The following is a 12,220-nucleotide window of genomic DNA, read 5'->3' on the forward strand; positions in this document are numbered from 1 at the left end:
ATGAGGAGTGTGGCCGCAGTTGTCCACTATTGCAACTTTTCCCGGGCCGGCGGAGCGAGTGGCTATGGTCCTGACCTGATCCAGTGACCCGTAATGATCGTCTCTGCCCTGGATTGCCAGAAGGGGAGCCTTGATACAGGGCAGAAGATATTCGATATTCCACGATCTGAACCAGTCGCTGAGCCATGTTTCGGACCAGGCCATGAAGATATCCCGGGTCTTCTCCCCGTGATATTTTGCAAGGGCGCTGAATCTTTTTCTATTCCACAGCAGAACCGCCTCCCTTACTCCTGCAAGGGTTTCTTTATCCACGCAGACATGGGCTGCTTCGGTGATGATACCCTGCAAAAGAGAAGAACGTTCAGCGCCGTAGATAAGACTGATACTGCCCCCGTCCGAATGACCGATAAGGATGAATTTTTTATCTGGAATTAATGTTGTCAGAACCACCGGCAGTTCGTTGAGGGCGGATCTGTGCAGATAATGAATGGTGCGGGGGCGGGTGAAGGGGGAGGATTTTCCATAACCGCTCCGGTCATAGAGGAGACCCGGGCACCCGGTTGCCCCGCAGAGCAGCGTCGGAAAATCTTTCCAGAAGGGAATGCAGCCCAGGCCTTCATGGAGAAAGACAAGATAAGGTTTTTTTTCGGAACCATCAATGAGCTGATAGTGTATTATCCGGTTTTCTGCAAGCTGGAATTCAGGCAAGTTTTCCTCTTAAGGGGTGGAAGTCAGCGTAATCAGTCCCTGGATACGGTCCAGTTCCGCCAGGGTCTTGGCATAGGCGATTGTTGTCAGGTTTTCCTGGCTGAGCGCCTGGGAGTACGCGTCCTGGGCGATGAGAACGTCCAGGGTTGTGGCCCGGCCAGATTTAAATTTCACCTGTTCCGCCTCCAGGCGTTTGCGGGTGGCCAGACTTGTTTTTCGGGTTGCTTCCAGGGCTTTCATTGCCAGTTTTACATCACGAACCGTGGTTCTGACACTCTTTCTGACCTGCTGTCGCAACAGTTTTGCTCTCGTTCTGGCGATCTTTAACCGGGCATTGACTTTCTGCAGGTTGCCCCTGGCAATACTGTTATCAAATGGCATGGAGAACTGAAGGCCTATCTGCCAGAGATTGTTTCCGTTTTCAAGGCTGCTGTTTACCGCGTCACCATATTTGTCTTCAGTCCCTGTCCGCCCCAGGGCCCCGACCAGGGACAGGTCCGGGCGAAGCTGGTCCGCGCTGTTTTCTTTCAGGATTTCTGCAGCCCGGATTGAAAGATCGGCTGCCTTGATATCCGGTCTGTTGTTCAGGGCATTTTTCAGAATTTCCGGAAGATTCAGCTGGACTGGTGCTGTTGCGGGTTTGTCTACAGGGTGATAGGAATTAAACCAGTTTTCACTGTTGAGCAGGAGTCTCAACTCATCTTCGGCAACGCCGATGGCCCGTTCGGCCGAGATCAGCAGTTCTTCCCTTTTGGCTACTTCAGACTGGGGTTGGTAGAGTTCCACAGGGGCAAGTTTACCGGCATTTATTTTTTCCTCGGTTTCAACGAGCAGTTTTCTGGCAAGCTCCAGAGAAAATTTACGGACTTCTATGTCCTGCCAGGCAAATACCAGGTTCCAGTAGGCGCTTTTTACTGAAGCCGCCAGGTTGGCCGCCACATTGTCGACCTGGTGGGTGACGGATTCCAGCTGTTTTTCGATTGTTTTTATTTCGGTTGTCTGGATGTCTTCCCCAAAACCCTTGAGCAGAGGCTGTCTGATTCCCAGCAGCAGGCCGGAGTTGTAGGACGGGTTGAAGGGCAGCCCAATGGCGTTGCTGTCATAACTGTTGTTGTTCCAGGAAAAGTTTACTGCCGTTCCCGTGGTGAACAGTTTTTCCATTCCGGCGTTCCACCGGGCCGTGTCTTCATGATCGCCGGTGCCGGGGATGAAAGGTGTCTGTTCCTTGCTCTGGGCGCCGATTTCCGCTGAAAACAGAATATCGAATTTCCCTTTTGCTGTCTGGAGTTCTCCCTGGCTTACTTCCATCTCCTCTTTCTGCAGTTTCAGGTCCAGGTTGTTTTCCAGGGCCTGTTCGACGGCATTTTTCAGTGTTATATTCTCAATTGTCCCATTGAGCTCTCCTGCATGAAGAGGATGAATAGAGTTTAAAATCATAAAAACCAGAAAAGTTTTTCCGTAACGCATCAGTTGTCCTCCGGATGCTTTTCACCAGCGAGAAACGGGTATGGTTTCCAGTAGATACGTTTAATTCCCAGCTTGGCCCTGCCAATTTTTTCAGGCAGTCGCTCAAAGAGATAGTACAGGGTCGGAACCACAACCAAGGTAAGAAAAGTTGCAACAATAAGACCGAATACGACAACAACGGCCATGGACTGCCACCATTGACTGGATTCGCTTGCCCAGGAAACAGCGCCCTTGTGGAAGTCGAAAGAAATTCCTGTAATCATCGGGATGAGGCCGAGGATTGTCGTTATGGCAGTCAAGAGAACAGGTCGAAGTCTGGTTGCGCCTGCTGACGCTATGGCCTCTTTCAGAGGATATCCCTTTTCCCTGAGACGGTTGGTGTAGTCCAGAAGTACAATGGCGTTATTGACCACAACGCCGGCCAGGGAAATCACTCCGACTCCGGTCATAATGATACCGAATGGAGATGAGAATAGAGCCAGTCCGAGAAAGGCACCACCCAGGGAAAGAATAACCGAAGTCATAATAATAAAGGGCTGGCTGACCGAGTTGAACATGGAGACCAGGATCAGGAATATGAGAAGCAAAGCGATCAGAAAGGCCCGGGTGAGAAAATCCTGGGATTCCTGCTGAGACTCCAGCTCTCCGGTAAAGGTGATTTTATAACCGGAAGGAAGATGAAAATCTTTTAATATCTGCTCGGCCTGGGCCCGGGCAACGGCCCCGGGAATTTTGGTCTCATCCACGTTCGCCTCAACGGTTACAACCCGCTCATTATTGATGCGGTTTATATCTCCGATGGAGCCGGAAAAATGGATTTTTGCAACGGTGGAGAGCGGAACCATCTTGCCGGACGGGGTGGGGAGCATCAGTTCGTGGAGAATATCCACAACTTCTCTGTCCGGTTTGGCTAACTGAACAGTGATATCATAATCGTCATCACCTTCCCTGAATGAGGAAACTTCCAACCCGTTATAGGCACTTTTCAGGGCAAAGCCGATCATGTCCGTAGTCAAACCGAAAAGAGCGGCTTTCTGCCTGTCAACCAGGACCTGCACGGAAGGGATACCTTCCACGAAATCGTCACGCACATCTTCCACGTGGGGAATTCGAACCAGGATATTTTTGATTTTTTGCGCAATCTTCCCCAGTATTGTAAAATTATCTCCGGCAATTTCTATATTGATTGGTGCTCCGGTGGGGGGGCCTTCCTTTTCCATGGCAATGGTGATTTTTGCCCCGGGAATATTTTTTATTCGATCTCTTACGTCATCAACGGTTTTATGGGAGGATCTCCACCGCTCTTCCAGCTCCAGAAGGCGGATTCCCACATGGTTGGGGGTGTTGGCGGAAAATTTTGAACTTCCACCCGCCGAGACGACACTCCGGGTAAAAACATTTTTGATATTTTTCAGATCACTGGGGCCAAAATATTTTTCACCGTCCGGTCTGGTGTATTCCCTGGGAGCCAATGCATCGAGAACGGTGAGCTTCTTCCCGGTCGGAGTCAGCCTTTCTTTCGCGGAAATCCCGGCCACGGCAAATTCAATACGTTTGATGATCTTGTCGATATAATCAAGATCGGCACCTTCTGGAACATCGACATTGACATAAAATCCCTTCGGGTCGATTTCCGGAAAGAATTCAACCGGTTTTTCAAGACCGATGATCAGCAGCCATCCCTGGAACATGAGAATCAGGACACAGAAACCGATGGCCACCGTGGCCAGGGGTCTCGACAGGGCCAGATCCAGCATTCTGCTGTAACCTTTGAGAACAACTCCTTTGATTTCAGCCGGTTTTTCAAAGTTGTCATCTGCTTTGTCCCCTTCTCCCGGAGTGGCGGGAGATTTCACCTTCATGAAAATGGATGCCATGGCCGGATTGATGACCAGAGCTACAAAGAGACTTGATGCCAGAGTGATAATCAGGGTCAACGGCAGGTATTTCATGAACTCGCCCATGATTCCCGGCCAGAAAAGCATGGGAGAAAAGGCCGCCAGGGTCGTGGCTGTGGAGCCGATAACAGGCCAGGCAACCTCGGAGGTGGCTTTCATGGCGGCTTCCACGCGGGGCGCACCCTGTTCCATGAACCTGTAGCAGTTTTCCACGATGACAATGGCATTGTCAACCAGCATGCCCAGGGCCAGGGTGAGACTGAAGAGTACCACCATGTTCAGGGTTATGCCCATAAGGTAGAGCACAGTGAAGGAGAGCAGCATGGAAAAGGGGATGGCCATGGAGACCAGGATGGCATTGCGGAATCCCATGGCAAAAAAGATGACAATCAGTACCAGTACCAGTCCGGAAAGGATATTGTTTTCCAGGTCTGCCACCATGATTTCGATATCCCGTGCCTTGTCGAGTACCTTGGTTATTTCAGTACCGGCGGGCCAGGTAATCTGATCCTTTTTGATGATTTCATCAACAGATCTGCTGATGGCAATGATATTTTCACCGGAACGTTTTTTCACAGCTATATTGACTGCAGAGCGGCCGTTCAGCCGGGATCTGGAAGTCTCCTCCTTGAAACCGTCAACGACACGTGCCACATCCTTAAGATAGACCGGTTCTCCATTATAGGTGGTGAGGACCAGGCCGTAAATCTCTTCGGGTGTTTTGAATTCTCCCGGCACCCGCAGTTGAAAACGGCCATTGCCGAGCTGGATATTCCCGCCGGAGGTATTGGTGTTTTCACTTCGGACCTTACTTTGGAAACTGTTGATGGTCAGGCCGTAGTAGGCCAGTTTTTCGGGGGAGACTTCAATGCGTATTTCCCGTTCCAGTCCCCCGGTAACATCAACCTCCAGAACGCCGGGAATTCCTTCGATTTCGTCCTGCAGATCGTCGGCAATCCTTTTCAGGCAGGGCAGGCCGCAGGTGCCCGACAGGGAGAATACCACAATGGGCATTTCAGATAAATTGACTTCAAAGACGGAGGGATCATCTTCCAGATCTCCCGGCAGGTCACCCAGGGCTTCATCCACTTTGTCCTTGACATCCTGCAGAGCCTGGTCAATGTCGGTACCTGTTACAAATTCCACATTGATGGAAGAGAGTCCCTCCGAGCTGACCGACTGGATTTTTTTCAGGCCTTCAAGACCCTTGAGTTTTTTTTCTATTTCAATGGTGATCGTGGTTTCAATGTCTGATGGGGACACGCCCCGGTAGCTTGTTGAAATAAAAACATTCGGGATGGTGATATCCGGAGCACTTTCCCTGGGCAGCACCATGTAGCAGTATACGCCGAAGATGATCAGGAGAAGAGCCAGCACCAGAACCGTTGTGCTTTTTCTGACGGCACTGTCGGAGATAATCATAGGGTCAGCTCCTCAAGGCTGGCGGCAGCTCGAACGACCTTGATCTTCTGACCGTCTTCCACATCCCGATGGCCCTCCACGATCAACCTGTCTCCTGGTTTGAGTCCTTCCGTTATCCTGACCAACCATTTTTCCATAATGCCGAGCTGCACTATGTGTTTTCTTGCTGTCCCATTTTCTTCAACATAGACAAACTGTTCATTGTTTCTGGAAATAACGGAATAAAAGGGCACTGCAATGGCTCCTTCCACGGTCTTTTTCACGATATCGGCCCGGATAAACATGCCGGGCAGGATCTCGCCGTCCCTGTTATCGATTTCCAGTTCCAGGTTGTAGAGGCGGGCAATTGTTTCCGGAGAAGGAGAAAGAAAATGAACTTTTGCGCTGATCTTCCGGTTTTCCAGAGCCTGTACCGTGATATTGATTTTGCTCAGCCTGCGGACGGCTGTAACATCTGATTCCGGGATACCCACAACCCCCTTGACCCGGTCTATCTCGAGAATTTCGGCAATGGGATCTCCAGGGGAGAGCTGCAGGCCGATCTTGGCATCCATGCGACGGATAATACCGTCCATGGGGGAAGTAACCGTGGTTCTGGAATAGAGAAGTTTTGCGTTTTCATAGTCGGCCCTGGCGGTCTGCATTGTTGTTTTTTTGGCTTCCAGTGCCGAGGTGGGAATAACGCCTTTTTCGTATATGGATTTGTCTCGCTGATATTCTGATTTTGCCAGCCTGTAGGCTGCTTCCGCCCGGTCCAGTGCGATTTTATAGTCTGTTGATTCAATACGGGCCAGTACATCACCCTTTTTTACCCTGTCTCCTTCCCTGAGCAGGACTTCTGTGATCGTTCCGCCAATTTTTGCCATGAGCCGCAGCCTTGTCCATGGTTCTATTGAACCGGGCAGGTTGATTCGGTCATGTATTGTTGTCGGAGAGAGGGTGAGAGTCACCACATTGATGGCCGGTTTTTCAGGTCTTACCTCTGAGGTCTTGGCCGCGGCAATGATTTCATTCTTCCTGCTGATTGACACAAAGAGGAGTCCGATGAGGACTATCATTGCCAGGAGAAGAAATCTCGGGAGATTGTTCCAGATAAACAGGACTGTTTTTGCTCGTGTACTTCGGGGAGAAGACGTTTGCTCTGCCATAATCTTTTCTTCTGGTTGAATATTTCAGGTTTTAGGCTGCAACCCTTCCAGGGCCTGTGAAAAAAGGAGTTCCATCGAGGAGGCAACTTCTTCGGTCTGGATTCTGCCCGTGTACCAGGCGGAGACTATCAGAATATAGAGTCCGTAAAAATGAGCCGTAATATGAAGCGGTTCGATCTCATCACGCAGTTCGCCGCGTTTTTTCGCTCTTTCCAGGATGGGGAAAAAGAGCTGAAAATATTTGTCATCTATTTCCAGGTTGGTTTGTACGTCGTTTTCATCTGGAAATACCGCATAACGCATGAAAATTCTGCCAAACTCCCTGTTACGGGTAACATGGTTGAACTCACTCATATAAATGGTCAGCATCTGTTCCAGTATGGGGGCATCCATATTAATTTTTTTCATCATTTTTCTGTGGATCTGTTCCAGTTCGTAGTCACAGAATGCATGGATGATATCTGCTTTGGTCTGGAAATAGCTGTAAACCGTTCCCTTACCTATACCGGCAAACTTTGCCAGTTCCTCAATGGAAGTGTTGTCAAAACCTTTGGAGCTGAAAAGTGTTATTGCAGCGTCCAGAATGGCCTGTTTCGTTTTCTGTTTTTTTTCTTCCCGTATTGACATGCCCTTTCCCCCGGCTAAAAATTGACCGCAGTCGAGATTTTACTTCTTTTTCGACTGCAGTCAAGAAAAAGTTGACCGTGGTCGAAAAAAATAAAAGTTCACAACTCGGTGAAGCAGCGCAGCAATATAAGAACTCGCTTAAACTGGTTATTGCATTTCGGAAAAAAAGATATACCATAGGCTGACATGGAAAGGGCCACTATTTCGGGATTCAAGCACAGGAAAGAACAGGGGAGAGAGATGGAAATTCAGGCTGGGGCAAGTCAATTACTTGGGCAGTTGGCCGCCTGGTTACCTTTTGGATATGCTTTTGGCGCCGGTATGGTTTCCGCAGTTAACCCCTGCGGTTTTGCCATGCTGCCGGTTTACCTGACACTGTACCTGGGTGCGGAACAGGGAGATTTCAGAGAAAGGTCATATATTTTCAGAATTTTCAGGGCTTGCTGGGTCACTTTTGTGGTGACTGCCGGTTTCGGCCTGCTCTTTGGTCTGGTTGGAGTTGTGATTTCAGCAGGTGGTTCCTTTATCATGAAAATTATGCCCTGGCTGGCTCTTGTCATCGGGGCTGGTCTTGTCCTTCTCGGCTTACTGATGCTTGCGGGAAGGAGTTATTCTCTGCCGTTCATGTTGAGGATTGCTGAAAAGGTAGGGGACCCGAGGAAAATGACCCTTTCCGGGTTCTTTCTTTTCGGGGTGGCTTTCGGGATCACTTCTCTCAGCTGCACCCTGCCGATCTTTCTTCTTGTGGTGGGCAGTTCAGTCACTGCGGGGGACTTTTCGACGGGAATTTTCCAGTTCGTTGTTTATGTGCTCGGCATGGGCAGTGTGCTGCTTGTCCTGACCCTTGGCATAGCCCTTGTGAAAGAAGGCGTTGTGGTGTCCACCATGCGTCGGATTCTGCCGTATGTGCAGAAAATATCCGCCCTGTTCCTGATAGTGGCCGGTGGGTATATTGTCTGGTACTGGTTGTCAAGCGGTTTGCTCTACAAGGGCTGAACAATGGTGCCACAGGACAGGACAGACCAATACGGCGGGATAGCCGCTGCTTCGGCTTCGTATGTGCTCTGGGGAATTCTGCCGGTCTACTGGAAATTGCTGCAGGACGTACCGGCCTATGAAATTCTCTGTCACAGGATGTCCTGGTCCCTTGTTGTCACTTTTTTATTGATTCTTTTTCTCGGGAGACAGCAGTCTCTCTGGCAGGTGTTGAAAGACAAGAGAACAGTGCTGGTTTTTACACTCATTGCTTCTCTGCTGGCGGTAAACTGGCTTATTTATATCTGGGCCGTGAACAGTGGGCATATTATCGAAGCGAGTCTTGGTTATTTTATCAACCCGCTAATCAACGTCCTTTTCGGCATGGTTTTTTTCAGGGAAAGGTTACGACCGGCGCAATGGGTAGCGTTGGGATTTGTCTGCTGCGGAGTGATTTATCTGACACTGTATTATGGTCATTTTCCGTGGATTGCCATTGTCCTGGCAGTGACTTTTGCCCTTTACGGGCTGCTGCACAAAAAGGTTGCCCTGGCTCCTCTGGATGGTCTCTGTCTTGAGAGCCTGGTTCTCTTTGTGCCGGCGTGTATTTTTCTCTTTTATCTTGAAATAAAAGGTAACGGCAGTTTTCTGAACAGTGGGGCGGTCCGGTCTTTTCTCCTTTTCGGAACGGGTATCGTTACTGCAGTACCACTCCTGTTTTTTGGATACGCGGCGAATAAGATTCCCCTGTCCACCCTGGGGCTGCTTCAGTATATGGCACCGACAATCAATCTTCTGCTCGGTCTGTTTGTCTACAATGAGAGTTTTCCCCGGGAGAGGGTCATCGGTTTTACTCTGATATGGCTGGCTCTGCTGCTTTATATCGCTGAGAACCTGATGAACAGGAAGCGACTGGAGAAACAGCGTCTCATGTCGTAATTACCCGGCCTCCCGGGGGACGGGAGGCCATAAGAGGATACAATTTCTGATTACGTATAGAACTTGGTCTGATACTTGTTGGTCTGGGGATATGCCTGGTTTCTCAGGCATTATTTTTTCACGCCACCCTTGCCACTGCCTTTGCATTTTGTTTTATGGTGTCCGGGGGCAGCGCAGCATTTTCCTTTTTTGATATTGCGGATATCGCTCTGATGTTTGGCTATGGAAATAATGGTCTTCAGTCTTTTGCTGACCTTTTTGGGCAGGTCTTTTTTCTGAATTTTTTCCGCTTCTTCAATAATTGCCAGAAAGGCTTTTGACAGTTTTTCCGTACTCAGCATAATAACTCCATCTTTTTGTTTTTATTTGTTGACTCTTAACAAGCAAAACTTGTAATGCCGTTATGAAAAAAAGCAATAGAAGGGTGAACAATTACAGCCCATAAACAATAAAATTACAGAGCTGTTACCCCTGTGGGCAGGTATTTGTTTTCAGCTGTTTTTCAGGGAAAGACCTATTCGTTTTCGCGTGGTGTCCACCTGCAGTACCCGAACCTTCACCTGCTGACCGATTGAGACGACCTCGGCAGGATCTTTTACGAAACGATCGGCCATCTGGCTGATGTGGATAAGACCATCCTGCTTGATGCCGATATCGGCAAAGGCACCAAATCTGGTGATATTGGTGATTATTGCGGGGACGACCATCCCTTCCCGGACATCATCAATTGTAAGAATTGACCGGTCAAAGGAAAAACCACGAAAATTTTCCCTTGGGTCGCGACCGGGGGCAGCCAGTTCGTCGATGATATCCAGGAGGGTTTCCATACCGACGGAATCATCCAGATACTTTTCCGGCACTATTTTTTTCCTGGCTGACTCTGAGGTCATAAGTCCGGCAACCGAACTGCCGGTGTCTTTGGCCATTTTCCGTACGAGTCTGTATCGTTCAGGATGGACGGAACTGTTATCCAGAGGTTCGATACCGTCTGCTATCCGCAGAAACCCGGCGCACTGTTCAAAGGCTTTCGGGCCGAGACGTGGGACTTTCAGCAGTTCGCTTCGTTTTTTAAAAGGGCCGTTTTTCTTTCTGAACGCAACAATGTTTTCGGCCAGTGTCCTGTTAAGTCCCGAGACAAAGGTGAGCAGTTCGACGCTGGCACTGTTGAGTTCGACCCCCACACTGTTGACACAGCTTTCCACCACCTGTTGCAGCCGTTCCTTTAAGAGATTCTGGTCAACATCATGCTGGTATTGACCGACACCTATGGATTTCGGGTCAATTTTTACCAGTTCCGCCAATGGGTCCTGGAGCCGTCTGCCGATAGAAACTGCCCCCCGTACCGTAATGTCATGATCCGGGAATTCAAGACGTGCGTTTTCCGATGCGGAATAGATTGATGCACCATCCTCGTTGACAAGGGTCACCAGAATGGAGGAATCAAGGTCCAGGGAACGGATGAATTCTTCGGTTTCCCGGCCGGCGGTACCGTTGCCCACTCCAATGGCCTCAATAGTATGTTTTTTGATATATTGTTTAACTGTTTTCCCGGCCTCCTCCCGTTGTTTTTCGCCATGTGTGGGGAAAATAGTGGTATAATCCAGTAATTGCCCCTGGCGATCAAGACAGACCAGCTTGGCACCGGTTCGATAACCCGGGTCGAGAGCAAGAACGGATTTCTGGCCGAGGGGTGGAGCGAGTAGAAGCTGGCGAAGATTGATGCCGAAAACCTCAATGGCTTCTCTGTCGGCACGTTCCCTGAGATTGTTTTTCACTTCTTTTTCCAGGGAAGGACAGAGGAGGCGTTTATAGCTGTCTCTTGCTGCCTGGTCAAGCTGCTCACACCATGGTGATGATTTGTCGACATGGCGGGAAAAGATCAGGGAGAGCGCTTTTTCTTCCGGCGGGCGAAGGGTAAGAGAGAGAATTTTCCTTTTTTCCCCCCTGAACATGGCCAGAAGTCGGTGGCCGGGGACCTTGGTGATTGGTTCCTGCCAGTCAAAATAATCCCGGAATTTTTCGGCTTCTTCCTGTTCTGCCGCATTCTTTTTTGCTTTGGCTGTAATCAGTGAATGATTGAAAAACAGTTTGCGTAAAGCTTCACGGCTCACACGGTTTTCGCTGATCTGTTCTGCTATAATATCGCGGGCTCCCGCCAGGCAGTCTTCTGCTGTATCAAGATTGTTTTCAGGGTTTATAAAGTTATTGATATCCCCACTATTTCCCCGGCCGGAGAGCAGGATGTCCGCCAGGGGCAGCAGTCCTCTCTCCTTTGCCTGCAGGGCCCGGGTTTTTCTCCTGGGTCTGAACGGGAGATAAATATCCTCAAGGACGGTTAGTTCCGTGGCCCCGGCCAATGCTGTTTTCAGTTCTTCCGTCAGAAGATTGTTTTTTTTCAGGGATTCGAGAATAGCCTCCCGCCGTTTATTGATCTTTTCGAGTTTGAGGAATTCGTCTCTGATCTGGCCAATGGCAACTTCATCCAGAGAGCCGGTAGCCTCTTTGCGGTACCTGGCAATAAAGGGGACGGTTGCTCCCTCCTGAAGGAGTGAAAGGGTTTTGTTCACCTGGGCGCGGGGGAGGTTCAGGGCAGTGGCGATTGAAAGATTTTCCGGGAATGTAGTTGGCATAACTCTTAGAAAATACAAAAGAAATAGTAATAAGGCAAGTCTGGTCTTTGGGTGAATAGTAGTCCCTGGAGAAGGGGAATGCAAGGTTTTACCCTGATATTCATTTGATATTTAAAAGCCGAAAAGATATGCTTACACAAGGTGTGAACAGTTTTGAGTCTCATGGGCGAAACTCCTCAGCAGACACCCTCGGCCAAGGTTAGAATGGGACGTAGGCAAGCGCAGGCTCCTGACTTGCCAATTGCAGGATTCAGGTCTTAAGTCAACTTGATTCCCCATGAAACTCAGCCAAATTGTGGATGTGCCTGTTTTATCAGGCTAGCCTACGGTCAAAAATCACTGGAAATCTCAATTGATAAGGAATTCAAATGAAAAAGTGTCAGTCTAGATCATTTTATAATCAGTC

At 49.3% G+C, this 12,220-nt stretch carries 9 protein-coding genes; 2 read left to right on the forward strand and 7 right to left on the reverse strand.

The window, feature by feature from the left end:
- From ACXLDX_RS10270 to ACXLDX_RS10290, 5 genes are all read right to left on the reverse strand, one after another.
- Window positions 1-708, reverse strand: a 708-nt coding sequence (locus ACXLDX_RS10270; protein ID WP_457577091.1) for an alpha/beta fold hydrolase, incomplete at its 3' end; no start/stop codon positions are given.
- Window positions 709-717: 9 nt separating this feature from the next.
- Window positions 718-2,175 carry a TolC family protein gene (locus tag ACXLDX_RS10275; RefSeq protein ID WP_457577092.1) on the reverse strand — a complete coding sequence of 486 codons (1,458 nt, stop codon included), beginning with the start codon at window positions 2,173-2,175 and terminating at the stop codon, window positions 718-720.
- Window positions 2,175-5,495: an efflux RND transporter permease subunit gene (locus tag ACXLDX_RS10280; RefSeq protein WP_457577093.1), complete on the reverse strand. Its 3,321-nt coding sequence runs from the start codon at window positions 5,493-5,495 to the stop codon at window positions 2,175-2,177. The genes ACXLDX_RS10275 and ACXLDX_RS10280 overlap by 1 nt, the downstream gene beginning before the upstream one ends.
- Window positions 5,492-6,643: an efflux RND transporter periplasmic adaptor subunit gene (locus tag ACXLDX_RS10285; RefSeq protein ID WP_457577094.1), complete on the reverse strand. Its 1,152-nt coding sequence runs from the start codon at window positions 6,641-6,643 to the stop codon at window positions 5,492-5,494. Before ACXLDX_RS10285 ends, ACXLDX_RS10280 begins: the two co-directional genes overlap by 4 nt.
- Window positions 6,644-6,667: 24 nt before the next feature.
- A complete protein-coding gene (locus tag ACXLDX_RS10290) occupies window positions 6,668-7,270 on the reverse strand; it encodes a TetR/AcrR family transcriptional regulator (protein ID WP_457577095.1) in 603 nt (200 codons plus the stop codon).
- Window positions 7,271-7,510: 240 nt separating this feature from the next.
- Here ACXLDX_RS10290 and ACXLDX_RS10295 point away from each other — a divergent pair, with 240 nt between their 5' ends.
- Complete coding sequence (locus tag ACXLDX_RS10295) at window positions 7,511-8,266, forward strand: cytochrome c biogenesis CcdA family protein (protein WP_457577096.1); 756 nt, start codon at window positions 7,511-7,513, stop codon at window positions 8,264-8,266.
- 3 nt (window positions 8,267-8,269) lie between these two features.
- On the forward strand, window positions 8,270-9,184 hold the full coding sequence (gene rarD, locus ACXLDX_RS10300) for an EamA family transporter RarD (protein WP_457577097.1): 915 nt from the start codon (window positions 8,270-8,272) through the stop codon (window positions 9,182-9,184).
- Window positions 9,185-9,294: 110 nt separating this feature from the next.
- On the opposite strand, the gene ACXLDX_RS10305 is transcribed toward rarD, so the two are convergent.
- Window positions 9,295-9,525: a hypothetical protein gene (locus ACXLDX_RS10305; RefSeq protein ID WP_457577098.1), complete on the reverse strand. Its 231-nt coding sequence runs from the start codon at window positions 9,523-9,525 to the stop codon at window positions 9,295-9,297.
- A gap of 150 nt (window positions 9,526-9,675) precedes the next feature.
- Window positions 9,676-11,814, reverse strand: a complete 2,139-nt coding sequence (locus tag ACXLDX_RS10310) for a Tex family protein (protein ID WP_457577099.1) — start codon at window positions 11,812-11,814, stop codon at window positions 9,676-9,678.
- Between the last annotated feature and the right edge of the window lie 406 nt (window positions 11,815-12,220).

Source organism: Desulfomarina sp. (genome assembly GCF_054039375.1).